The organism is Alicyclobacillus tolerans (genome assembly GCF_048984885.1).
Lineage (GTDB): Bacteria > Bacillota > Bacilli > Alicyclobacillales > Alicyclobacillaceae > Alicyclobacillus_I > Alicyclobacillus_I tolerans.
Map to the genome: position 1 here is coordinate 1,013,044 of NZ_JBMGNK010000002.1, position 24,617 is coordinate 1,037,660.

Consider the following 24,617-nt stretch of genomic DNA (forward strand, 5'->3'; position numbering starts at 1 on the left):
AGGAGGTTGTCTTTATGGAACGACGGAAATTTTCATCACAGTTCAAGCAACAGATCGTCCAGGAATGTCTGGAAACTGGTAGTCCTACTATTGTGGCAAGGAAGCACGATCTAAATGCCAATATGGTTGGTAGATGGACTCGTGAGTTTAAGAAGACAGGTATAACGCCTGGAAAATCAAAAGGTATACCAACACATGTCACTTCAGATGATTACCAACAGGTCGTTGAAGAGCGTTCAGAGTTGGCTTCTGAGAATGATAAATTACGAAAGGCATTAGCTGATCAGGCACTCGAAAATCACATTTTGCGTGACCTGTTAAAAAAAGCCAACCCTCACTTGCGGATAAAATAGCTATTGCACACAAGTGGATCACAGCCGGGTATTCAGTCACCATCGTGCTGCGCATCGTGGGGGTTTCTAGGTCCACCTATTACTATCAGCAGACACATGAACCACAGCCGAGAACGACTGCTGGAGGGCGTCCTGTAACCGAATATACCTATACACAAGATGGCAGCAAGGTAAGTGACGAGCAGGCCAAGGAATGGATTATGAATGAAATAGAAGGAGATGGTTTTGCCTATGGATATCTCAAGTTAACCTATTTATTAAAGAGAAAGTACCAGTTGGTTATCAACAAGAAAAAGGTATATCGGCTTTGCAAGGAATTGAAGATCCTTAAGCCACAACGCAAATTGAAGGAAAAGCATCCTCGGAAATTGGCTAGAAACCGAGATATCACGGGTCCGAATCAATTGTTCGAAGTGGATATTAAGTATGGCTATATTACGGGTGAAGATCGATTCTTCTTCGTGCTGTCGTATATTGATGTGTATGACAGACAAATTGTGGACTACCATATTGGGTTGCGCTGCGAGGCTACAGATGCTGCAAATACACTGAAAAGTGCGCTCTGGAAACGAAAATTATACGGGAAATCCGAGTTGCCTGTAATTCGTTCCGACAATGGGCCACAGTTTGTCAGTCACCTGTTTGAATCCACATGTGAACAACTTGGGCTGGAGCATGAGCGGATACCGCCAAAGACACCAAATATGAATGCTCATATCGAATCTTTTCACAGGATACTGGAAGATGACTGTTTTTCTCGCTTTGAATTTGAGAGTTATACACAGGCATATCGGGAAGTAGTTTCATTCATGGAATATTACAATGAAAGAAGGATGCATTCCAGCCTGCACTACTTATCGCCGGTCGAGTTTCACAAAAAGCATTGTGATACCGGATTAAAACCGAAAGAAAATGTGAAAGTCTAAGAAAACGCTAGAAAAAGAGAGCTATGTCCAACTTACGGGTGTCAATCCGGTTGACAACGGGCGTGAACGCTACGGGCTGTCTTGGTCTGGCAAGAGCGAGGCAATCCGAAACATCCAGACCCCGAGCGTTGGGACCTTATTGCCTGTTCCGGAGGAATCCGTAAACTTTGAGACCAGCGAGAACCTCATTATAGAGGGCGACAACCTCGAGGTCCTGAAGCTGCTTCAGAAGTCCTACCATGGAAAGATTAAGATGATATATATTGATCCGCCGTACAACACCGGGAATGAGTTCATTTACCCGGACAAATTCCGTGAAGGTTTGGAAGATTATCTGCGGTATTCGGGGCAGGTCGATGGCGATGGTATCAAGCTTTCAACAAATACGGAGACAGATGGGCGTTTTCACTCTAAATGGTTGAACATGATGTATCCGAGATTGTTTTTAGCGAGGAACTTGTTAGCTGATGATGGGGTTATTTTTATAAGCATCGATGAAATTGAATTTGCAAAACTACGATTAATGTGTGACGAAATCTTTGGAGAGGAAAACCATATAGCTGATTTTGTATGGCAAAATAAAAAGGGCGGCGGTAATGACGCAAAATATGTTGCTGTAGAGCATGAGTACATTGTAATGTACGCAAAGAACGAGGTATCTCTTCATCACTTGTTTGAGCCATATAAACCGGAGTATTTACAACGTTACAAGGAGCAAGATGAAAAAGGGAAATTTTATTGGGACACGTTTAAGAGAAAATCTGGGAAACAATATTATCCTATTACGTGTCCAGATGGAACGGTTTTGCAATATGAAGAATACGGAAACCCCATAAGCTGGTTGCGATCTGAGGAGCGTTTCAAATCGGACGTTGAACAAGGGGAAATAAGGTTTATTAAGACCGAAAATGGTTGGTCTGTTCAGTTCAAGCAGAGGTTACCTCAAGGAAAAAAACCGAGAAGTATTTTCCTTGAGGAGTCAATGTTGACCGACAAAGGTACGACTAGCTCCGGAAGTGAGCAGATCCTAAAGATGTTTGAACAGAACATATTTCCCAACCCGAAACCCGTTGAATTGATTAAACATTTAATTGGGTTTACCACCCAAGGCGACGAATATGTAATGGACTTTTTTGCTGGCTCTGGAACAACAGGACAGGCTGTTCTTGAAATGAATCAGGAAACTGGCTCAAAGCGAAAATTTATCATGGTACAGTTACCTGAACCTACCGGTGATCCGTCCTATCCATATATAACTGACATCATGAAGGAGCGTATAAGGAGATCCCTGAAAAAAGGCCAAGGTAGTAGCGAAGGAGTACGTGTTTTCAAACTGTCTTCTAGTAATTTTAAGGTATGGGATTTAAATGTAAACAAAAAAAAACGGCTTGAAGAGCATTTGCGCTTATTTACTGATAATATCATTTCTGGACGTACCAACATTGATCTTTTGTACGAGGTGATCCTGAAGTCAGGACTTTCATTAGCTATAAAAATCGAAGAGGTTCAGAAAGCTGGAAACATAATTTACCTCGTCGAGCAAGGAGCACTAATTATATGCCTTGAGTCAAAGGTGACACGTGGCTTGTTTGAGTCAATCCTCCAGTACAGGCCTGGACAAGTAGTATGTCTCGACAGTGCATTCGAGGGTAATGACAACCTTAAGACGAACGTCAAACTTCAAATGGAGGTCCACGGGGTTGTATTCCGGACAATTTAAGCTTGCCTAAGGAGAGAGAACATATGGATACATCTAATATTCAGTACCTGATCGATCTTATTGAAAAGGGGCCACAATTTCAGAGGCCTAAAGCGGTTAAAAGGCTTGGTGAAGTAGGAACGAACTCGGAATTGGAAATTATAAGACCTCTTTTGTCGGATAATGACTGGCACGTACGTTCGGCAGCAAGTTATGCACTTGTAAAGATATTAGGAAAAGACGCAATACTCGAGATAGAACCTTTGTTAAACGACCGTGCCTACGGTGTTAGACAGGATGTCAAAGCGTTATTGGATGAGCTTACTTCGGAGTTAAAGGGTGTCAATAGTGAAAATTAAGTTTGATAAGCAACAACAGTACCAACTGGACGCCATCCAATCCGTGGTTGACATTTTTGACGGTCAACCTAAGGCTGCCGGCCTGTTTGAACTGCGCCTGGATGCTGGATTTGGCGGTCTCCTGACGGAGCTTGGATTTGGAAATGAGCTGTTGATTGACTGGAAAACTATTGTGAGCAACGTGGAGCGGATCCAAACAAGAAATGGCATTACTCAGGCGGAACCATACAACGGTATGGACTTTTCCCTTGAGATGGAGACAGGAACGGGTAAAACGTACGTCTACTTACGCACGATTCACGAGTTGCACGCCAAGTACGGCTTCACGAAATTCATCATTGTGGTGCCAAGCGTGGCCATTCGTGAAGGTGTCATGAAGAACCTCGAGATCACTCGTGAGCATTTTGAAGACATCTATGGCAGGCAGCCATTCGATTATTGGGTATACGATTCAAAACGGGTTTCTTCTCTGCGGCAATTTTCGACATCAAATCAACTTCAAATTCTTGTCATCAACATTGATGCTTTCAACAAGAAGTCGAACAATGTCATTTACCGGGAAAACGATCGTTTGTCAGGTAATAAGCCGATTAAGTTCATTCAAAGCACTCGTCCCATCGTTATTTTGGATGAGCCGCAAAACATGGAGAGCACCCAGGCGAAGGAGGCCATCGCTAGTCTGAATCCGCTTTGCACGCTTCGATACAGTGCAACGCATCGAAAAATGTATAACCTTTTGTATCGCCTTGGCCCTGTTAAGGCATACGAAATGAAGCTGGTCAAGCGGATTGAAGTGGATTCTGTGATTGACGATCCGGACTTCAACCACCCTTTCATTCGTCTCGAGTCCATTACGCCGACCAAAACGAAGATCACTGCTAAACTGACGATGGATGTGCAGGGTGATAATGGCCCATCACGCAAGACGGTCAGCGTGAGCCGAAACGGCACGGATTTATATGACGTATCAAATAACCGGGCTGCCTACCAGGGATACATTGTCGATCACATCGACGCAGGGAACGGGTACATTGCCTTCACGAATGGAATCACCATTTACGTGGGACAGGCCATCGGCGCACACCAGGACGATGTGATGCGGGTACAAATACAAGAGACGGTCAAAGAACATCTGGAAAAGGAACTTAGAGTCTACAAGGAGTTCCCTGAAGGCAAGCGCCTCAAGGTTCTTTCGCTATTTTTCATAGATAGGGTAGCTAACTATGCCGAAGAAGACGGTAAGATTCGAAAATGGTTTGATAAAGCATACACGGAACTGGCTCGGAACCCGAGATATTCGGTATTGGGACTGCCACCTGTCGAGAAAGTGCATAATGGCTACTTTGCAACCGATAGGAAAGGGAACGCAAAGGATACGTCAGGGAATACGCAGGCGGATGATGAGGCGTATGAACTCATCATGAAAGACAAGGAGCGTCTCCTTTCGAGAGAAGAGCCTCTTCGGTTTATTTTCAGCCATTCCGCTCTCAGGGAAGGCTGGGACAACCCAAATGTGTTTCAGATTTGCACGCTCAATGAAACCAAATCCGAGATCAAAAAGAGGCAGGAAATCGGTCGAGGCCTTCGCCTTCCGGTTGACGAAACGGGGCAACGCATCTTGGATCATCCCATCAATCGCCTGACGGTGATTGCAAACGAGAGTTATGACGACTTCGCACGCTCGTTGCAAACCGAGATCGAAGATGAGACAGGCGATAAATTTCCGAAACCGGACAACAAGCGGGAGCGCCGTACCGTTCGCCGCCGCAATGATCTTCGTGAAAACAAAGATTTCGTTGAACTGTGGAATCGCATCAAACACAAGACTCGGTACTCTGTTGAATACGACACGAAGGAACTCATTGAACAGGCGGCTTCAGCAGTCAAGAAAATGACGGCGATCAGCACGCCTTCAATACATGCTGTAAAAAGTGGGATTGAAATTACAGAACAGGGTGTAACTACGAAGATGCTTGGTGTTCGGCAACAATCGGTAACACCAGGCAGCGAAGTCCCAGATCTCATTGGATATATCCAAAGGCAAACGGAGTTGACCCGTGGCACCATTGCGGAAATTCTGATTCAATCCGGTCGGCTCAGCGATGTGTTTGTGAATCCGCAGCAGTTCCTTGATTTTGCAACCCGTGCCATCCGTGAGACGTTACAAAGTCTGATGATTGAAGGCATCAGGTATGAGCTGACGGGCCAGGAGTATGAGATGCTCAAGAAATTCAAGGAAGATGACGGCGGGTTTGAAGAGGAATTGAGTCTGTATGAGAGCCGAATCGTGAGAGTGACTAAATCGGTGTACGATCACATTGAGGTTGACTCAAACGTTGAGCTTGAATTTGCCAAGGCCTTGGATACGAGAGAGGACATACGGTTCTTCGTAAAGCTGCCGGGCTGGTTCAAGGTCGATACGCCCATCGGCTCGTACAACCCTGACTGGGCCATTGTGAAGCAGTCAAAGGACGAGGGCACCAAGCTGTATCTGGTTCGGGAGACCAAGGGTTCGACGTATCTTGGTGATCTTCGGGACAGCGAACAGGCGAAAATCAAGTGTGGTGAAGCCCATTTCGACACTCTCAACGTCGATTATCGTGTGGTCAAGAGTGCGCAGGAGGTATGATGAAAGGGGCTCTTTGCGCCCCTTTCCTTCGTCAATGATAACTGCATATCTTATTACCATGGAGGTGTTGTACTGAAAATATCTACGATTCTGGATCAAATCGATCTAGGCCATATTGCTCTATCTGAATTTCAGCGAGGATACGTGTGGAACCGAGACCAGGTACGCAAAGTTTGGTTCCACCTGAAGACTGAAAGTCAACTTCGATCCGAATGTGTCACGGCTGGAACTAAAATGGTCAGTTTCCGTGCTTAGCTCGTAGAGAGTGATATTTTGATGTCTTAGCTCCCAGTGTACCTGCATCTTCAAATCCGCTCCCTGCGCCATTAACTGTTTTGTTCTAGGGGGACACTACCATATCCACAATGGGATAACCTTCAAAATCTCCAATGTTATCATAACAAATTTGTCGTTGGGGGTTGGCCATAGGCGGAAGAATAAGTAGAATTTTGTTTGGATTTATAATTCGTTGGGAGGTTACATTGTGCGTGACAATGGAGCTCACTTTCATCGTTGTGATTTCCAGGTTCATTCACCTCGTGATATCAACTGGAATGGAACTCGAGCGGTCACTGAAAGCGAACGGAAGTCCTATGCCGAAGATTTTATAAGACATTGTATTGATACGGGGCTTCACGCTGTGGCGATTACGGATCATCATGATGTCGTGTTTTTCCAGTACATAAAGGAAGCTGCTCTGGAAGCAGAACAAACCGATGGAGTGCTTGTAACGGTTTTTCCCGGTGTCGAAGTTTCCATTGCCAGGCCATCAGCGCAGCTACTTCTTCTATTTGATCCCGACATAGATATTACTGCGTATAGGAGTGTGCTTCCAAAGCTAGGTATTACACCGTCCCTGGATTCAGAAGCTCAGACCTGTGCGATTACACAATTGGACCTTTCGGTACAAGATATTGTCAGCAGATTGAATGAGACTCCTGAGCTCGTAGAGCGCTATATCGTACTTCCGAATGTTAAGCCCGATGGTCACAAAACTTTTATGCGTCGTGGAAATCACACGATTTTCTCAAAATTACCTTGCGTCGGTGGCTATGTTGAGGGGGTCACCTACGAATCGATTCGAGCGAGTGACAGACGTATTCTTGAAGGAAAGATTCCTGAGTGGTCCAGTCGTGCATACGGTGTATTTCAAACATCCGACGCCAGAGATGCAGATTTCTCAGAGCTAGGCCGATTCAGTACATGGGTCAAATGGACAAGACCTTCCACTGAAGCGATCCGTCAAGCATGCCTATCCCAAGATTGTCGCATTTCACATGACACACCCTCGCTTCCAAAGGTCCATATCGACGGTATTGAGGTTTCAGCAAGTCGCTTCCTCGGTCCTGTGGATGTAAAAATGAATCCCCAATTTAATGCTCTTATTGGGGGACGTGGTACAGGCAAATCCAGCCTCCTTGAATATATTAGGTGGGGACTTTGCGACCAACCTGTTGAATTTGAAACGGATTTGCCTACCTTTGAGAAAAAACGGACGGATCTAGTGAAAAACACCCTGGAGAATGTAGGAGGTGTTGTCACAGTTCGTTGGAGTATCAACGGAGTTCCGCACGCCGTTGTGCGGTCTACGGTCGATCATTCAATCCAATTGTCTATTGCAGACAGCACACCGAGATTAGCCACTGCCGATGAGGTTCGATCGCTGTTACCAATCCAAGCATATAGCCAAAAACAATTGAGTACAGTGGGCGTAAATGTGCAAGAACTAAGGAGGTTCATTGAACTTCCCATTCAGGAGAAGCTCCGGAGTCTGAAAGACAAATTCGAAGGGACTTCCACAGGGGTACGGCAAGACTTGGTGGCGGACAGAGAGTATAAGCGTTACCTCCGATCACTCAGTGAGCACCGCTCCTCTCTCGCCTCGTTGAGGGAACAGAGCAAGGCGCTGCGGGAACAGATGGTCGATTTGTCTCCCGAAGACCAGCAGACCTTAAAATTGCATCAGCAGTTTATGCAAGACAGGACCTTTGTCGAAAAAGTATACGCCTATGTTAATCGGGTGCGGGAGCAACAACGGCTGCTACTAGAGGTATGTGAAGAAGTTGATGGATTGGAACCGATGGCACCATCCGGATCCTCGAATGAGGTATTGATTAGGCTCGCAATCCAGCAGGTAGGCAAAAAGGTTCTTGATTTCAAAGAGAAACTATCGACAATTAACAGTCTTTCAATGCCAGATCCTGATTGGCAGGAAACGTTGGCAACCATCAAAGACTCATGTGATGAACATGATGTGAAATACCAGAGTGCCTTAGCAAGAAATAAAGCCTACCACGAGACCTTGAAGCAGCTTTCAGATATAGAAGATCGTATCGTCCAAACCGAAAGCTTAATTGAAACGACAGAAGATAAGCTTAAAGCACTCGGTAACCCATCAGAGGACTTAAAAAGGAAGTTGTACGATCTGAAGCAGATTTATGCTGAGGAAAGAGAACTGTATCAGCACCAATGTGCGTCTCTGACAGCTTTGTCTGGGGGACAAATTGAAGCTGCACTGGCACCTGTTGCCGACATGAGTGACTTGTCTACGTTCATCCGTGAGACATTTCAGGGAGCAAATATTACATCTGAGAAGATAAATTCACTTTGCAATATACTGCTTGAATCGGAAGATCCCTTCGCCAAGTGGTTATCTGTTTTAGCCGAGCTCCGAACCGTTTGCGAGTTGACCTCCGAAAATATCGAATCCCACGACCTTCCCGACCTAGAGAATCTAAGGGGGGTATTTATCGAAACAGAAATTCGCCGTTTAGCGCTGAGGCTGGACTTAGACAAGTATTCTTCCCTTCTGTTGTACCGTCTAAAGCAAAAGCCGATATTTAAGTACAGGGTGCCGGGTGGGGAGGCGATTGATTTCACGGACGCTTCCGCAGGACAACAGGCAAGTGCCTTGCTTGGAGTATTGCTCTCGATTGAGGGACCTCCGCTCATCATTGACCAACCTGAGGATGACCTTGATAACGCTGTGATATCTCAAATAGCCAATAAGATATGGGATGCGAAACGAAAAAGGCAACTGATTTTTTCAAGCCACAACGCCAATCTTGTAGTGAATGGTGACGCTGAATTGGTTGTTCAGTTCGGATATTCTAATAGTGCCGATCACTCCAAGGGTACTGTTCTGAGCGAAGGTTCTATTGATGTACCCGTAGTTAAAGATGCAATCACGACCGTAATGGAGGGCGGCGACTCCGCTTTCAAACTGCGTCAGGAGAAGTACGGTTTTTAAGTGGCCGAGGTGTGGCTCTGTGGATATATCAAAGCGGATATGCTTTCCAGACCGAAGAATCTTCATAATGCCCGATCATAATTGGGTTTTTTACCGTTGGGAGATTGCTCGGGAACGAGGTTGGATTCGGCCATTAGCCACATTGGTTCACCTCGATGCACACCTTGATGATCTTTACGACGGGGTTGAAGTTGCGGGATTTTACGACATTCAGGGGTTGGAAGATGCTTATTTTGCGGCCGAGAGGATGGACATTGCAAATTTCATTTGGCCGGGCTTTGCTCGAGGAACCATAGACCAAATCTTTTTTGTTGCACGATACCCAGAGGATGCAGACCCATTTGAAGCTCGCCGGTTGGCAATGCGCCACATCGCTAGGCACATTCCGCCAGGACGTGAATTTAGCGGCATCCATGTGCCATATCTCGAGGATTTCAAGCGAATGTATTCCAGTGGGAAATTGGATCGATATCTCACCCGGTCAGTAATATTGGATCTCGATTTAGACTATTTCAACGCCAGCAACAACGTATTCGAGCCGATGTTGTTTTCGGATGAAGAGATCCTGAAGTCACTACAATATCTCCGAGATATAAGGCAGTGGGACTTTGTAACGGTGGCGTTGTCCCCAATGTATTGCGGCGGCGATGAGCAGTGTGAGCACATCTATCAGCTGTTTTCGGGTGTCTTCCAGTTGGACGTAAACACGGCGGAGGAATGGCCGATCCCGGAGTGAAGCAGAAATCACTAAAGGTATTTGGGTTCTGATGGGGGCCCACTGTCCGCCACTACAAGTTTCTGATCAATGGGTGTCCAATCGCCTATAGGCACCTGTTTTACCGCATATACCGGGATACGTATGCAGTCATTTTCTGATACCAGCTATCCTCCTTGCGGTTCGGTGGGCACTTCGATAGTACAGGTTTCTCTTATTGGGATTTCCAACGTAATGCACACTCAAAGTATATTGGGTGAACTGCTTGTTGAAATGTTTCACAGTCCGTCTCAGCCGACGAATCGATTTGCGAATCGATTCATGTGCTCGCTTTGAATTGACACGGAGAAGATGTTCAATATGATCGACATCGGAAAACACGCATATTGACTGTATCTCCTTGTCCGCACCACCAGCAGCCAGAAAATCCCGTACGCAACCGATAGCAAACCGGAGGGCATGGATTTCACCCAGAACGGTGTACTGCGGAACTGTGTGATTATGGATGCGCCATATAAACGGCACGTACCAACACCAACGATACAAACACCAAGGTGAAAGCCTTCATTTATAACGCTACAATCACAGTAAACGGATACCGTCTCTTCGCTTTGTAGAAGATGATTCACTTCCATCCAGGTGTGAGAGTTGTAATTCTGGTGCTGTAACACTGTGCTCTTGATTGAACGCTCAAGGTCTGAAATACTGTACTGCGAGTGGGTTTTCACGGCCATCAATCCCCCGTCACACATATATCGTGTACCTGAGGATTTCAGGCCGAGGAGCCTCGCCTCCACCAAAACCTGCAAAACCACGACCAAAACTGTGGTTCGGAACCCAGTCTCCTTGATGGGACTGGGTTTTTAGTGTTGCTGGTCACCAAGTGATCGTATAATATGAGGGTCAGCAGACTATCGAAAAATGAGTTAATGGAGGCAGAATAGAATGTATCTACTTGGGTCGGATGAGTCCATACAGGAAGCCACACAATCACCCTTTTATACAGTCGAAGGACATTCACGGTTCTTCGTACTTCAAAATGACCAAACGCCCGAGCAGTTAGCTCAAGAGGTACTGCAAGCTTACCAATTGCTGTACAACCCAACAGCTATGGTAGCGTTTCATTATGAACCGATGTGGGGTTCTGCAGTAAGAGTGGATGTCCTATATTTGGTACCTAAAATCTTGCCCGAGCGGTAAGGGGAGTTTTCGTTTCTGCGAAGACGGGCACCTTGTTTCTTTGATAACGGGTGTTCGCAGGAAGCCGCTGACGCGTGAATGATTGTTATATGATGTCATCGAACTGAAGAACCAAACTCTCTTCTGAAGAGAGTTGGGTTGCTGTATGTGCGCCCGGCATTGGCGCTGTCTATACGGTGAAAGTCCGGAATGGTGAAGGTAGCAGGAGGGTGTAAAATATTTTGTGTAAACTCCCAATCCCCTAACGGGAGTAACAGATTGGGAGGACATCAAAATGACGAAGGTTTCGAAGGAATTCATACAGCAATTCATCAAGGAGAATGACCTGAAGTCCACGGAAGACGTTCAAGCCGCACTGCGAGATTTGTTCGCTAGCACGATGCAAGGAATGCTTGAGGCCGAACTGGAGACGCATCTAGGCTACGCCAAGCATGACACGAAAAGCAAGACGACAGATAACAGTCGCAACGGGCATAGTCGCAAGACTCTTACCTCCGAATACGGTGACGTAGAGATTTCAGTCCCCAGAGACCGAAAGGGTGAATTCGAGCCTGAAATCATTAAAAAGAATCAGACCAACACCGTCGGCATCGAGGAACAGGTCATTGCCTTGTATGCACGGGGTGTCAGCACCAGAGACATTCAGGCCCATCTTCACCAATTGTACGGACTAGACGTATCGCCCACACTCATCTCCAACATCACGGACAAGCTTCTTCCGATGATGAAGGAATGGCAAAGCCGGCCACTACAGAGTGTGTATGCAGTAGTGTTTCTGGATGCCATTCACTACAAAGTGAAGCAGGAGGGCCAGGTGATAAACAAAGCTGCCTATATGGTTGTGGGCATTGACCTTGAAGGGCAAAAGGACGTGCTTGGCATCTGGATCGGAGAGAACGAGTCTGCGAAGTTTTGGCTGAACGTGCTTAACGAGTTGAAGAGCCGTGGTGTTGAAGATATCCTCATCACCTGCGTCGACAACCTGAAAGGCTTCAGTGAAGCAATTGCAGCCTGTTATCCTAAGTCCGACATCCAGAAATGCGTCGTTCACCAAATCCGTAATTCGCTCAAGTACGTGTCGTATAAGGACTACAAGCCCGTAACAGCGGCACTAAAGCCCATCTACAAAGCCAGCACTGAGGATGCAGCCCTGGAAGAACTGGATAAATTCGAGCAGACCTGGGGCAGCAAATATCCCCTTGTCGTGCGGTCCTGGCGAAGCAACTGGGATGAACTCGCCACTTTCTTCCGATATCCGATGGAGATGCGCAGTTTGATTTACACAACGAATCTGATTGAAGGCTACCACAGGCAACTTCGTAAGGTGACCAAGGGAAAGAGCATCTTCCCGACGGACGATTCCCTCACCAAAATGCTATTCCTGGCCACGACGGAGGTTACGAAACGCTGGACCATGCGGATTCAGAACTGGGGGCAGATTCTCAGTCAGTTGACGATATACTTTCCGGATCGTATAGAACAGTACGTCCGCTAAGGTCACTCAAAGGAGTTTACACAAAATTATTGACAGACCCGGTAGCAGTAGCCATTAGCTTAAGCCAAGGGTGTCCTCCGTAAGGTGGAATCTGAAGGTTCTTTCGCGTTTTTGGTGAAGAGTCTTGTCCATCAGTATAGCAATCGACAAATTTCGCACGGAGAAGTAAATTGGTCACAATGCGCTACTTAGCACCCGAGCCCTCAACAATGAAAAACTTGCTCTGCCGTACATCTGTCTTTTTAGGGTTTTTAGTCGATTCACTTGGCCTTCCACTTGACCATTACTCCACGGTTGCGAAATACCTGCGTAGACTGCATCGTAATCTTTTCGTATCCCTCTGGCAAAATTCCGAAGTTCGTGGATACCACAACTCATCGCTTTGTCCAGCCAATCGTCTAATCCAGCTCCATTTCTCCTTTTCATCAGTCTATAAAAGGATTGAACCAGTTCGTTCACCATACTAGCCCCGTCGACTTCGGCCAAAAGGGTATTCAAATAAGGAATGTCATTGTCCTTCACGTATTCTCGTTTTTGAGTCAGTAACTTCGCAGCTGATCTTGGACTGACGTGATGATGTCGGATGACGGGCTTATCGCCACTTTTCTGTAAACGTCGAAGATTTGCGATATATTGGGACAAAGTTGAACGAGAGCCGGCGTAACCCTTCTCACGGATTTTTTCGAAAATCACCGGACCAGACAGAGATTGCTGGACTAGGTCGGTCATTTCTTGTCGGTACGGATCTAACAAAGTACCTTCGGATTTTCGACGAGTAACGGGCCATTCAGTCCACGACAAATACTTACGAATCGTTTTTCGACTCAAGCCCGCCTCCCGCGCAATCGCGCGTATCCCCAGTCCCTTTTCATGTAAATGTTGAACACGTTGAACTAGCTCCCATTTCATCTGGCGACGCTTGAGCTTATCTTGTTCTTGATTTGACGGCCTTGTAGGCTCTGGAGCGCGTTCAACAGGATCAAGGTCTTCCATGTTCTCGAGTGGGTAACCGTTGTCGGCTAACGAACCGTTCCACCGCGTCTCCCAAGTTCTTCAGAATGTGCCAGCGGTCAGCGATTTGTTTGGCGGAAGGCAGCCCTTGCCGTATAGCATCAGCGTATATCCCAGCACGATCGCGGCTTACGATGCGTATCCCAGGATGTGTGCGCAACCAATCTGCAACACTGGATACACTGCGATCCGGCAACAAATCCAGGAGTCGGTGGTGTTATAAATCCACGATAATGGTGCCATAACGTTGACCGCGTTTATAAGCCCAGTCATCGATGCCGACAACTGAAATGCCTTCGTCATCAGCTTTGACCGACTTTTCTTGCACCCTTCTGAGCAGTGTATCCTTGGATACTGAAAGGCCCAAGCGCTGACAAAGGGCGACGCCAGGGTTTCCACCGAGCGAAAATCCAATTTGCGTCATGATTTTGTTTAATCGTGTTGTTTTTCGTTGAGATGATTCTAGAAAGCCAGGGAAGCGTTCGGAGAATATTCTTCGATGACAGTGCGGGTTTGTACAGAAGAACTTTCGTGCCCTTACACGTAACACAACTTGTATATCACACATGGGGATATCTTCGACTGTTCGATGGTAGTGACTATGGACACGACTGGTCCAGTGTCCGCAGTCGGGACAGCGATTACCAGAGGAGGTCGATGAAAGGTGCAAAACAACGAGAGATGAAGTGGAATATCCATGCGATACGATGAGCTCTGGAAAGACGCTGGAGAGAAGCTTGTTCATATCTATCACCTCTACGCAAATCGTAGCGTGTTAGATCTAAAAATGCTGTCGAATGAAAGGGGATTTTGAATCCATCACCAAAAACGCGAAAGAACCACAATTGGGTTGGTGGTAACAGATTCCCTGAACAGGAAATCTGTTCTTTTGAACGAATCCTGCGCTTAATTTATCTTGTTTTGTGTTTTCCAAATGATTGCGTAAATAATAATCTCCACGACGAGCAAACCAATGAGACAGAGTTGCAAAGGGTTTTCTCCGAGAATGAGGTATCTTGTGCTACTTAGCAAAAATCGATCCAACCCTGTGTTAACAAGGAGCACCAATGCGCATAAAATTCCCAAATGCACTTTCCAAGCAATTGATTGAGTTTTTAGAATTACTTGCTTAGATCTTTCGTCGAAAAACCGCTTTGACTTAAGACCTGAACGTCTACGCCATATTATTCCTACCACAAGAGCCAACACGATTAATAGCTTAACAATTGTATGTAATATCATAAATTCTCATCTCCTTCGAATATGAATATGTCTTCGATCCTCATCTCAAAGAGTTGCGCAATTTTGTGCGCTAATACCAAGGAAGCATAGTATCGTCGTGACTCAAGTGACACAATCGTTTGCCTTGATACCTTCAATTTTTCGGACAACGCTTCTTGCGACCAGCCTCTTTGAGACCTTAATTCCTTAATTTTATTATCCACACGCCCACCTCCTAGTCCCTGAGCTATTTCACGATATGTAAAGTAAGTTTTACTTGTAAAGTTTACTTTACATTGGGTGAGAAAATCAAGTTTCCATCTGAAGGAATTTGCTAAATCAACCACACCATTATGCTTCGTGAGCGTCAAATAGCGAACACCTAGCGTTTGTCCATCTTCTGCGAGATGATTCCCTCCAGATTCCAGTCATGGAGGGATTACCGTGACAAAAGCCGAATTGGAAGCACTTCGCGAGCTTTGGCGTGCCCGTGTGGCGGACTTTCGGGCCAGCGGATTGACAGGCGCAGCGTGGTGTGCTGCGCATCAGGTCTAGGAGCATCAGCTGTGGTATGGGGTTGGCAATTTTAAGGCGGACACCGACCACAACGGCCGTCAACGGGATAGCGCCGAATCGCGTTTCATCCTGGTGCGTATGGAGGAATCCGTGGTTGAAGTGGCGGACAAGCCGCTGCCCGTACGCGTCGGTCCTGCTGTCATCGAGGTCACGTCTGGTTATCACTCTGATCTGTTGCGCGATGTGGTGCGCACCCTGGCATCGCTATGCTGAACATCGGTGCTGGACCAGGGGAGCTACCCGTTCACCTAGCTTGCGGCGGCACGGACATGCGCAAATCTATCGACGACTGGAACGCGGACGGTTTTGGTGGCCGGACACAAGCGACGGCAAGACCCTCGTCATCACCCGCCGGGAGATGAACTGGCTGTTGGATGGCCTTCCGCTCAAACAGCCGAAAGCGCACCGAAGGGTTACCGCGAAAAAAGTGGTGTGAGACCGGTAAACACAGAAGGATCTGTCAAGGGATTTCGGCAGGTGTGTCGAAATCCTTTTGCATGACGAACACGACGACGGAGAACACCAACCAACTGGAAGCTCTACACGCGCGCTGCGATGCGCAGGAACAGGAAATCGCGGAACTGAAAAAGCAGGTCAACCTGCTGCTGGAACAGCTTCGTCTGGCCCGTCATCGGCAGTTCGGGAAGTCCAGCGAACGCACGACAGACAACCAGATACGCCTCCATCTTATAACTAGGTTAATGAAATCCTGCGAATGAGCGAGCATTCGTGAGAAAAGGCTAATCATCTGAGGGAGTGAGGGCTCTGTTTTTTTAGTAGGTTACGCAAAATGGCGATTTCAAGGTCTTTCTCACCTAAGAGTTGTTTCAGTTGAGCATTTTCCTTATCCAACTCACGGTTTTCTGCTACGAGCTGGGCGTGCTCTTGTTGTGTTACGTGCGTTGCGTTGCGTTGCGTTGCCCTGTGCGTTGCTGCCCCTCATGGGTTGACCGGCCCTATATTGGCGAACCCACTTGCTCACCAAATTCGGGCGGATGTCGCACTTGCTGGCGACCACCGTGTTATGACCAGCAGCGTTGGCCTGCTCAACGACTTGGCGTTTGAACTCAGGTGTAAATTTCCGTCGCTCCACTTGAACAACCTCCTGAACCCATGGTCTCACTGTTTATGGAGATTGTCCAATCCAATCTCGGGGCTTAAGAGTAAGGGCTTATGCTGTGTTGCATAAGCCCAGTGAGAGATCCATGCTTAACCTGCTATATCGTAGTTGATGTTCAAACCTACGAGATAAACACTCACAATACCTTGGTGGGTGCATTCAAAATGGGTAACCCAATCCAAACAGGCTTCCATGTCGAGATCGCCCATGCCTGTCCACGGGACTTCTTTTGCCCAATCGATTTTCGTGGCAAATAACTCATCGTACCGCCTGTCGAGGTCCTCATAATACGCTTTCAACTTCTCTACACTTATAGCTATTTCTGGGTCCATTCGTTTTTCTTTCCAAGATGGACCGACGCCATCAGTCATAGCTCGTAAGTAAATTTCCTTTGAGTCTGCAATGTGTCGAAGCTCTTCGCCCAACGTTTTCATCGATTCATGTGGACGGTACTGTAGATGCTCGTCGGTTAAATTATCTAGCAATCCCTTGGTCAGTTTCGAATAATGCTTGAAGAACTGAACATTCGTGATTTTACTCATGAAACCACCTCCGCTTTCAAGCTCTTGTAGGATTATATTACCATGCACTTGAAACATAAGGAACATTTGTTCGATACTTTCTTACTAAACACTCCTGCCCAAGAGCGTCAGAAGGCTGCCGCTCAACGGAGCACATCATCATTCAAGAACCAAGGCTCACTGGTCTTCGGGTGATGTCTCCGTTTGTCCAAGAGTGTTTTACTGATTTTGGTAAGCAACAGCCTCACAATATCGTCCTTGTGGGTATTCAACTGCAATCGCTTCGCTTGTACTTCTTCCAGACACGCTGAATAGTTTCGTTCCAACTGGAGCGAAATTTGATATTGTTTTATTCGAATTTAACACATGGTATTCTGTTATTTTTTCTTCAACAACGCCGATTTGATTACCAACCTTTGAGATATTTTTGCTAACGTAGTACACCTTACCATGCCAACTGATCTCAAAACGTATGCTGGGGCAGATCTGTTACCTGGTGTTAGGATGAAATAGTGGACACAACGAATCGAGAATGTAAGAATAAGGCGATTCGAGGTGAGCCACATGACACAGAAATACGACAAGGAATTCAAACTTCACGCAGTTCAATTGGCTTTGGAGAGCGGGAAACCAGCGAGCCAGGTGGCTCGGGAGCTCGGTATTTCGCAAAAGACGTTGTATGGCTGGATGGCAAAATACAAGGAGGATCCTTCTACCCCGTTCGTCGGGAGCGGGAACCTCAAGCCGGAAGCGAAGGCCCTACGGGATCTTGAGCGGGAAATCCGTGAACTGCGAGAGGAGAATGCGATCTTAAAAAAAGCTGTGCGCATCTTCACAAACGACCGGAAATAAGGTACCAATTCATCCACAGACACCGCTCCAAATTTTCGGTTGAGAAGATGTGCAAAATATTGGGGGTATCTCGGAGCGGGTACTATGCTTGGCTCAGGCGTCCTGAGAGTGAGCGTTCCAAGCGCCGGAAGCGAATCACGAAACGAGTCCATCAGATATTCGTGAAATCCCGTCGTCTATATGGCAGTCCTAAGATCACGCAGATCCTGCGCCATGAGGGCGAACGGGTGGCTCAAAAGACAGTGGCCAACATCATGCGGGAGAATGGGCTTAGGAGCCGCACAGTCCGCAAGTACAAGGCGACGACGTATTCGAACCACGACTACCCGGTACAGGATAATGTGCTAAACCAAACGTTCGTAGCAGAGCGTCCTAACCAAGTATACATGGCAGACATCACTTACATCCCAACGGATGAGGGATGGCTCTACCTGGCCAGCTTGGAGGATTTATATAGCCGCAAGATTGTGGGCTGGCGTGCGGATGCACGGATGACAAAAGAGCTGTGCATCGGAGCGCTGGAGCAGGCCTGCAAACGCCAGAGGCCAACAGAACCAGTGCTGCATCATTCGGACCGTGGGAGCCAGTACGCCTCTCATGACTACCAGGAAAAGCTGCAAGAGTACGGGATGGTTGGTAGCATGAGCCGCAAGGGTAATTGCTTTGACAATGCGTGTATTGAGTCGTTTCACAGCATCATCAAGCGAGAGCTCGTGTATCTGGAAAAGTTCAAAACAAGGGAACAAGCCATACGACGGATCTTCGAATACATTGAGGTCTGGTACAACCGGGAGCGGGTACACTCATCTATCGGGTTTCTAGCACCGGCTAAGTACGAAAGAAGATATTTCCAAGTGTCGAGAGTCAAGGCAAGCTAAGCGAGACAAAAGTAATCGTGTCAGAATATTAAAACTTACAATTTCTCTGTTTTGAGGTGTCCACTATATTGACTTAATACCAAATCGATGTAACGATCAATCTTCCGAAGAAGATGGTCCTCAGGGACAAGTTCTTCAATAGATACAAACTCGAACTCCAACTGACGACCGTCTTTTGACTGGTACACGTCATCACCACCCAACATTGGTTATGAATATTATAACATAAATACATATATTTAGAATAAAAGAGACATAAAGAATGGCTGTCGAAACTTTCTCGACAGCCTGAATAAATTTTATTTATATTTTTGTATTTCAAATGAAAATGTAAACCAGAATAGATTGGAGATGCTTAGAAATGATTTTTTGTATCCATAAAATAAATTTAAAAAAATGCCTATTTGTTTTCTCTATTATTTTACCACTACTTTTTGTATACGGATGTGGCATACAACTGAACCATCCTCATACTAAAAACACTAATCAGCCTATGGGTTCAAAATGGGATACATTGATAGATAAATATAATCATGAACTGCCATTTCATATAAAATTACCTACCGATTTAGACACGAACTGGATACTTGAAAATATTCAAATTTCTCATCCACCAGTAAGTCAATCAAGGAAATTAGATCAAGTTACAATTTTATATGGTAATAAAAAATTTCACCAAGCCATTTTTATAACTGAACAAAGTAATAAAATAACAATAGATGGGTATCAAAAAGAAATTCAATTAGACGGATATACAGCTTTAATAAGTGGACAAAAAAATAATTCTCAAAAGGGAACGGACATTTACGTTTGGGATGGGAAATTATCCATTGATACGATGGGAACAGGAGATATACCTCTATCTCTTCTAGAAAAAGTAGAAGTTAATTTGTTAAGAAATTAATCAAGTTTCGCACCTGGTTTGAGTCAATAAATTCTTGGTATGACTAGTATCCCAGACGATAAAATGAAAAATCACCCTTATTTTCTGCTGGACGGAAGTTGCTGAGACAACTATCCGTGTCAACTCACGTAAAAATCTTACCGAAGAGAGATGGCTAACTCATTTAAAAATCTAACCCATTCCCTATTTCGTTGAAGTGGGAGGGGTGAATGGCCGTAGGCCAGAGGGGAGGAGCGAAGCGGCTTCCCCTTTTTTTGTGTCTGTGGAGCTTGTGGGCAACTTGAAGAGTTGTCCATCAAATCCACAGACCGAATGTTTTGGCCTCAATAGGAGTCCCGAGTGCCGTTTCGTTTGTCGTTGTCGATCCCCCTGGAAACCGGTGCGGGCAGCGGAGCAGGAGCAAGGTTCGCCCCGCCTAGTCCCTGTGCCAGCAGTGTCACCAGTTGTCGGTGTAGCTGTAGTGGATTGAGGGACTGTGCCCACTCACTCCAGTACTTTTGGCTGTTCGTTGGGATGGCACTAGCATCGAACGCCCGTTGCAAAGGAGTTTTTGCTGAGTCGTATTTCTTTTGCACGTGACTGCCGTTACGTTTTTTCTCAATGACCTTGCGCATGGGCAGACAGGCGTTGGCATATACGTCAAGCCACGCATAAACCGTGTTGAGCCATTGAACATGCTCTGGAGTGTCGAAACGCTCGTAACCTACGATTTCGCGGACCAAGAATCGATTCTTTTGCTCCACGTGAGCGTTGTCGTTCTTCTTGTAAGGTCGGCTTCTGGTGAGCGACAGCCCATTCGCCTTCGTGAAACGAACCAGGTGAGCATTGATGAACTCGCTGCCGTTGTCGCTGTGGATTCCCCACACCGGATATGGCCATTCCGTTAGTATGCGTTCCAGCGCTGCCATGACACCAAGCTGGCCCCTGCCAAGTACCGCAACGCGTCTACTGTATCCCGTCACGACGTCGACGACGGAGAGGGTGTAAGCGAAGTGTCCCAAGGACGATCCGCCGTTGTGCTCGACGAGGTCGATTTCCAACGCACCAGGTCTGTCCTCGTCCCAGTCATAGCGTTCCACTGGAATTTCCGAGCGCAGATGCGCGGACGGGCGTCTGTCGGCAGGGATGTGCTTGGGACCGGGACGCTTCCATTTGGCGATACGACGGGCCAGCGTCGCACGGCTCATTTGCTGCAAGTCACGGATTGCCTCTTGAGTCAGCTTGACCTCGCCGTGATTGGCTAACTGTGCGGCAGTACACATCAGCACGGGATGCAAGCGCTCTGCACAAGGATAGTCGAGTGCTTCCCAAACGATTTGGACGATAGGCATCACATCCCTATACCGAAGAGAGCGAGTACGCTTAGCGGGCGGTTTATCGTGCTCCGGTTTGGGTTTCATAGTGGCAATCGCGTACTTCCGCGCGTATCCCAGGGTCCGCTCCAACTCATCCAAAATCTGCGATTTCTCTTGCCTAGTGCGTGCCTTAAGGTAACGCACGCGCATCGTACTCAGGTACTCTTGCCGACTCTGCATGGACATCCGCACATCGATCCCTTCGGTAAGATTTCTGTTTGAGTGAGCCGATACCCTTTCGGTAAGATTTTAGCTGAGTGATCGCGCTATCTTGACTTTATGGCTGATTAGGTGTATACTTTTATTGTTCAAGCGAGATCGTTTATATGTGTAAACATTCTGAGCCGTTCAATTTTGCGCCTCATAGTGGGTGCAGATTTGAACGGTTTTTATACTAAAACGAATTGAACAAATTTTGTGCCAAAAGAGCACTACGGAGGAATTTAGGATGCATCAAGGAACAGTGAAATGGTTTAATTCAGAAAAAGGATTTGGCTTCATTGAAGTTGAAGGCGGAGACGATGTTTTCGTGCATTTTAGCGCCATTCAAGGAGACGGATATAAGACTCTTGAAGAAGGTCAACGTGTAACGTTTGATATTGTTCAGGGTCCAAAAGGTCCTCAAGCAGCAAACGTAGCCTAACTTCATCTATGAATGGACTGTCCTCGAATCATTCATCATGATTGCTCAGGGCGGTCCATTTCTCTTTATATACCAGCGCTTCATCGACACCTTCCGGTATACTCACTTCTAGAGAAGAATCTTGTAGAATTGGCTATCTCTTATGATCAATTCCTTCTATTCCTCGTATCCCTCCATTAGAGCGATTGATACCTAGTCGGTTTCCTGTAGCATGAGAAAGAGAGATGAGAACCATGTTTTCAAATCATACTAATCATAATTGGCTAAAAGATTTAGAAACTTATCAAAATCCGAGTATTTCAAAAAGTTTGTGGCAATTATTGAATACCATCGTGCCACTTTTACTATTATGGACAGGAGCCTATCTCAGCTTTTCTATTTCTATTTGGCTCTCCATTCTCTTAACGATTCCGGCAGCCGGTTTTTTGGTTCGGGCGTTTATCATCTTTCACGATTGTGGTCACCATGCTTTCTTTAGAAGTCGAAAGGCGAATGATATAGTCGGCGTTTTCATTGGTTTGATCACGTTTTTTCCTTATCACTACTGGAAGTATGAACACAGTGTACACCATGCTGGCAATGGAAATCTGAGCCGCAGAGGCATGGGTGATATCACGACACTTACTGTGAATGAATATCGAGAACTATCTCATGGCAAACGACTTCTCTACAGACTATACAGAAATCCTTTGATCATGTTTGGTCTTGGTCCTCTTTTCCTGATTCTCATACAGTACCGTTTCAATAGAAAAGGAGCTGGGCGAAAAGAACGTTTCAATACCTACCTGACGAATGGAGTTCTGCTGGGAGTTTTGGCATTCGGATGCTGGGCCTTAGGTTGGGAACGATTTTTGTTGGTTGAAGGTCTAACTCTTTATTTAGCAGGAATGGCGGGAATTTGGTTGTTTTATGTTCAGCATCAATTTGAAAACAGCTATTTTGAACAGGCAGAAAACTGGGATTATGTGACCGCTGCGCTTCAAGGCAGTTCTTTCTATAAATTGCCGAAAGTGTTGCAATGGATAACAGGAAATATTGGTTTTCACCATATTCATCATCTCGGCCCAAGAGTACCTAATTACAATCTTCAACGCGTTTATGACCAATTCACATATCTTCAGGAAGTTACTACGGTAGGTTTGCGCTCCAGTTTAAAGTGTTTACGTTTCAGGCTATGGGACGAGGAGAAAAAGAAATTCGTAGGCTTTAAAGGTGTACAATAAGTTCTCGGTGGACTGCTGATTTCAGTGAAAGATAATGCATTCTATTATTAAAAAACCCTCCGTGTCAACTCACGTAAAAATCTTACCGAAGAGAGATGGCTAACTCATTTAAAAATCTAACCCATTCCCTATTTCGTTGAAGTGGGAGGGGTGAATGGCCGTAGGCCAGAGGGGAGGAGCGAAGCGGCTTCCCCTTTTTTTGTGTCTGTGGAGCTTGTGGGCAACTTGAAGAGTTGTCCATCAAATCCACAGACCGAATGTTTTGGCCTCAATAGGAGTCCCGAGTGCCGTTTCGTTTGTCGTTGTCGATCCCCCTGGAAACCGGTGCGGGCAGCGGAGCAGGAGCAAGGTTCGCCCCGCCTAGTCCCTGTGCCAGCAGTGTCACCAGTTGTCGGTGTAGCTGTAGTGGATTGAGGGACTGTGCCCACTCACTCCAGTACTTTTGGCTGTTCGTTGGGATGGCACTAGCATCGAACGCCCGTTGCAAAGGAGTTTTTGCTGAGTCGTATTTCTTTTGCACGTGACTGCCGTTACGTTTTTTCTCAATGACCTTGCGCATGGGCAGACAGGCGTTGGCATATACGTCAAGCCACGCATAAACCGTGTTGAGCCATTGAACATGCTCTGGAGTGTCGAAACGCTCGTAACCTACGATTTCGCGGACCAAGAATCGATTCTTTTGCTCCACGTGAGCGTTGTCGTTCTTCTTGTAAGGTCGGCTTCTGGTGAGCGACAGCCCATTCGCCTTCGTGAAACGAACCAGGTGAGCATTGATGAACTCGCTGCCGTTGTCGCTGTGGATTCCCCACACCGGATATGGCCATTCCGTTAGTATGCGTTCCAGCGCTGCCATGACACCAAGCTGGCCCCTGCCAAGTACCGCAACGCGTCTACTGTATCCCGTCACGACGTCGACGACGGAGAGGGTGTAAGCGAAGTGTCCCAAGGACGATCCGCCGTTGTGCTCGACGAGGTCGATTTCCAACGCACCAGGTCTGTCCTCGTCCCAGTCATAGCGTTCCACTGGAATTTCCGAGCGCAGATGCGCGGACGGGCGTCTGTCGGCAGGGATGTGCTTGGGACCGGGACGCTTCCATTTGGCGATACGACGGGCCAGCGTCGCACGGCTCATTTGCTGCAAGTCACGGATTGCCTCTTGAGTCAGCTTGACCTCGCCGTGATTGGCTAACTGTGCGGCAGTACACATCAGCACGGGATGCAAGCGCTCTGCACAAGGATAGTCGAGTGCTTCCCAAACGATTTGAACGATGGGCATCACATCCCTATACCGAAGAGAGCGAGTACGCTTAGCGGGCGGTTTATCGTGCTCCGGTTTGGGTTTCATAGTGGCAATCGCGTACTTCCGCGCGTATCCCAGGGTCCGCTCCAACTCATCCAAAATCTGCGATTTCTCTTGCCTAGTGCGTGCCTTAAGGTAACGCACGCGCATCGTACTCAGGTACTCTTGCCGACTCTGCATGGACATCCGCACATCGATCCCTTCGGTAAGATTTCTGTTTGAGTGAGCCGATACCCTTTCGGTAAGATTTTAGCTGAGTGATCGCGAGCGGTTTACAACTATCTTCTATTCATGTACACTCCAATCAAGTTAATCTTTTGCCCGTGAGTTTAGGAGACGGCGGCAGTGTTAGCCAAAAGGCTTACATGCCACTGTCTTTTTTATTTT

The 24,617-nt window shown here is 46.7% G+C and carries 25 protein-coding genes; 15 read left to right on the forward strand and 10 right to left on the reverse strand.

The features are described from left to right. Window positions 1-14: 14 nt before the first annotated feature. The 8 genes from ACOJUR_RS05035 to ACOJUR_RS05070 all read left to right on the forward strand — a co-directional run bounded on the left by ACOJUR_RS05035 (window position 15) and on the right by ACOJUR_RS05070 (window position 12,626). Window positions 15-1,279, forward strand: a protein-coding gene (locus tag ACOJUR_RS05035; RefSeq protein WP_420949004.1) for an IS3 family transposase whose coding sequence is annotated in 2 segments (ribosomal slippage) — window positions 15-336 and window positions 336-1,279 — 1,266 coding nt in all. Because the reading frame shifts where the segments join, the coding sequence is not laid out codon by codon here. A 139-nt stretch (window positions 1,280-1,418) separates the two neighbouring features. Then, complete coding sequence (locus ACOJUR_RS05040; RefSeq protein WP_420949422.1) at window positions 1,419-2,999, forward strand: site-specific DNA-methyltransferase; 1,581 nt, start codon at window positions 1,419-1,421, stop codon at window positions 2,997-2,999. Between the two features lie 23 nt (window positions 3,000-3,022). Then, window positions 3,023-3,337, forward strand: a complete 315-nt coding sequence (locus ACOJUR_RS05045) for a HEAT repeat domain-containing protein (protein ID WP_420949423.1) — start codon at window positions 3,023-3,025, stop codon at window positions 3,335-3,337. Continuing rightward, the gene (locus ACOJUR_RS05050) at window positions 3,327-5,966 is read left to right on the forward strand and encodes a restriction endonuclease (protein ID WP_420949424.1); all 2,640 of its coding nucleotides are present in this window, start codon (window positions 3,327-3,329) and stop codon (window positions 5,964-5,966) included. Before ACOJUR_RS05045 ends, ACOJUR_RS05050 begins: the two co-directional genes overlap by 11 nt. 484 nt (window positions 5,967-6,450) lie before the next feature. Next, the gene (locus ACOJUR_RS05055; RefSeq protein WP_420949425.1) at window positions 6,451-9,216 is read left to right on the forward strand and encodes a TrlF family AAA-like ATPase; all 2,766 of its coding nucleotides are present in this window, start codon (window positions 6,451-6,453) and stop codon (window positions 9,214-9,216) included. A 67-nt stretch (window positions 9,217-9,283) separates the two neighbouring features. Next, entirely contained in the window at window positions 9,284-9,952 is a 669-nt protein-coding gene (locus ACOJUR_RS05060; RefSeq protein ID WP_074693226.1) for a UPF0489 family protein, read from the forward strand. A gap of 924 nt (window positions 9,953-10,876) precedes the next feature. Next, a complete protein-coding gene (locus tag ACOJUR_RS05065) occupies window positions 10,877-11,131 on the forward strand; it encodes a hypothetical protein (RefSeq protein WP_420949426.1) in 255 nt (84 codons plus the stop codon). A 274-nt stretch (window positions 11,132-11,405) separates the two neighbouring features. Then, entirely contained in the window at window positions 11,406-12,626 is a 1,221-nt protein-coding gene (locus ACOJUR_RS05070) for an IS256 family transposase (protein ID WP_420949427.1), read from the forward strand. 174 nt (window positions 12,627-12,800) lie between these two features. On the opposite strand, the gene ACOJUR_RS05075 is transcribed toward ACOJUR_RS05070, so the two are convergent. The 4 genes from ACOJUR_RS05075 to ACOJUR_RS05090 all read right to left on the reverse strand — a co-directional run bounded on the left by ACOJUR_RS05075 (window position 12,801) and on the right by ACOJUR_RS05090 (window position 15,082). After that, window positions 12,801-13,619, reverse strand: coding sequence for a transposase (locus tag ACOJUR_RS05075; RefSeq protein WP_420949428.1), 819 nt, complete (start codon window positions 13,617-13,619; stop codon window positions 12,801-12,803). Continuing rightward, window positions 13,606-13,842: a transposase gene (locus tag ACOJUR_RS05080; protein ID WP_420950504.1), complete on the reverse strand. Its 237-nt coding sequence runs from the start codon at window positions 13,840-13,842 to the stop codon at window positions 13,606-13,608. Before ACOJUR_RS05080 ends, ACOJUR_RS05075 begins: the two co-directional genes overlap by 14 nt. 12 nt (window positions 13,843-13,854) lie before the next feature. Further along, complete coding sequence (locus ACOJUR_RS05085) at window positions 13,855-14,382, reverse strand: transposase family protein (RefSeq protein WP_420949429.1); 528 nt, start codon at window positions 14,380-14,382, stop codon at window positions 13,855-13,857. 493 nt (window positions 14,383-14,875) lie between these two features. Then, window positions 14,876-15,082, reverse strand: coding sequence for a helix-turn-helix transcriptional regulator (locus ACOJUR_RS05090; protein WP_420949430.1), 207 nt, complete (start codon window positions 15,080-15,082; stop codon window positions 14,876-14,878). Window positions 15,083-15,302: 220 nt separating this feature from the next. Here ACOJUR_RS05090 and tnpA point away from each other — a divergent pair, with 220 nt between their 5' ends. The 3 genes from tnpA (at window position 15,303) to ACOJUR_RS05105 (ending at window position 16,153) form a co-directional block, all read left to right on the forward strand. Continuing rightward, window positions 15,303-15,413, forward strand: coding sequence for an IS66 family insertion sequence element accessory protein TnpA (tnpA, locus tag ACOJUR_RS05095; RefSeq protein WP_420949431.1), 111 nt, complete (start codon window positions 15,303-15,305; stop codon window positions 15,411-15,413). A 202-nt stretch (window positions 15,414-15,615) separates the two neighbouring features. Beyond that, entirely contained in the window at window positions 15,616-15,870 is a 255-nt protein-coding gene (gene tnpB / locus ACOJUR_RS05100) for an IS66 family insertion sequence element accessory protein TnpB (RefSeq protein ID WP_420950505.1), read from the forward strand. Window positions 15,871-15,931: 61 nt separating this feature from the next. After that, window positions 15,932-16,153: an IS66 family transposase gene (locus ACOJUR_RS05105; protein ID WP_420949432.1), complete on the forward strand. Its 222-nt coding sequence runs from the start codon at window positions 15,932-15,934 to the stop codon at window positions 16,151-16,153. A gap of 134 nt (window positions 16,154-16,287) precedes the next feature. Here the strand turns inward: ACOJUR_RS05105 and ACOJUR_RS05110 are convergent, their stop codons facing one another. The 3 genes from ACOJUR_RS05110 to ACOJUR_RS05120 form a co-directional block, all read right to left on the reverse strand. Continuing rightward, window positions 16,288-16,557, reverse strand: a complete 270-nt coding sequence (locus ACOJUR_RS05110; RefSeq protein WP_420949433.1) for a transposase — start codon at window positions 16,555-16,557, stop codon at window positions 16,288-16,290. An 86-nt stretch (window positions 16,558-16,643) separates the two neighbouring features. Continuing rightward, complete coding sequence (locus tag ACOJUR_RS05115; RefSeq protein WP_420949434.1) at window positions 16,644-17,096, reverse strand: DinB family protein; 453 nt, start codon at window positions 17,094-17,096, stop codon at window positions 16,644-16,646. A gap of 198 nt (window positions 17,097-17,294) precedes the next feature. Then, window positions 17,295-17,519, reverse strand: a complete 225-nt coding sequence (locus tag ACOJUR_RS05120) for a hypothetical protein (protein WP_420949435.1) — start codon at window positions 17,517-17,519, stop codon at window positions 17,295-17,297. Window positions 17,520-17,639: 120 nt separating this feature from the next. On the opposite strand from ACOJUR_RS05120, the gene ACOJUR_RS05125 reads away from it, so the two are divergent. Beyond that, window positions 17,640-18,805, forward strand: a protein-coding gene (locus ACOJUR_RS05125; protein WP_420949436.1) for an IS3 family transposase whose coding sequence is annotated in 2 segments (ribosomal slippage) — window positions 17,640-17,898 and window positions 17,898-18,805 — 1,167 coding nt in all. Because the reading frame shifts where the segments join, the coding sequence is not laid out codon by codon here. 35 nt (window positions 18,806-18,840) lie between these two features. Here ACOJUR_RS05125 and ACOJUR_RS05130 read toward each other — a convergent pair. Beyond that, complete coding sequence (locus ACOJUR_RS05130; protein WP_420950566.1) at window positions 18,841-19,011, reverse strand: hypothetical protein; 171 nt, start codon at window positions 19,009-19,011, stop codon at window positions 18,841-18,843. Window positions 19,012-19,166: 155 nt separating this feature from the next. Between ACOJUR_RS05130 and ACOJUR_RS05135 the strand changes: the two genes are divergently transcribed. Next, window positions 19,167-19,709: a hypothetical protein gene (locus ACOJUR_RS05135; protein ID WP_420949437.1), complete on the forward strand. Its 543-nt coding sequence runs from the start codon at window positions 19,167-19,169 to the stop codon at window positions 19,707-19,709. A gap of 323 nt (window positions 19,710-20,032) precedes the next feature. Here the strand turns inward: ACOJUR_RS05135 and ACOJUR_RS05140 are convergent, their stop codons facing one another. After that, entirely contained in the window at window positions 20,033-21,040 is a 1,008-nt protein-coding gene (locus ACOJUR_RS05140; protein ID WP_420949438.1) for a transposase, read from the reverse strand. 472 nt (window positions 21,041-21,512) lie between these two features. On the opposite strand from ACOJUR_RS05140, the gene ACOJUR_RS05145 reads away from it, so the two are divergent. Further along, on the forward strand, window positions 21,513-21,707 hold the full coding sequence (locus ACOJUR_RS05145) for a cold-shock protein (protein WP_072874784.1): 195 nt from the start codon (window positions 21,513-21,515) through the stop codon (window positions 21,705-21,707). 224 nt (window positions 21,708-21,931) lie between these two features. Next, window positions 21,932-22,930, forward strand: coding sequence for a fatty acid desaturase (locus tag ACOJUR_RS05150; protein WP_420949439.1), 999 nt, complete (start codon window positions 21,932-21,934; stop codon window positions 22,928-22,930). Between the two features lie 268 nt (window positions 22,931-23,198). On the opposite strand, the gene ACOJUR_RS05155 is transcribed toward ACOJUR_RS05150, so the two are convergent. Continuing rightward, complete coding sequence (locus tag ACOJUR_RS05155) at window positions 23,199-24,206, reverse strand: transposase (protein WP_420949438.1); 1,008 nt, start codon at window positions 24,204-24,206, stop codon at window positions 23,199-23,201. Between the last annotated feature and the right edge of the window lie 411 nt (window positions 24,207-24,617).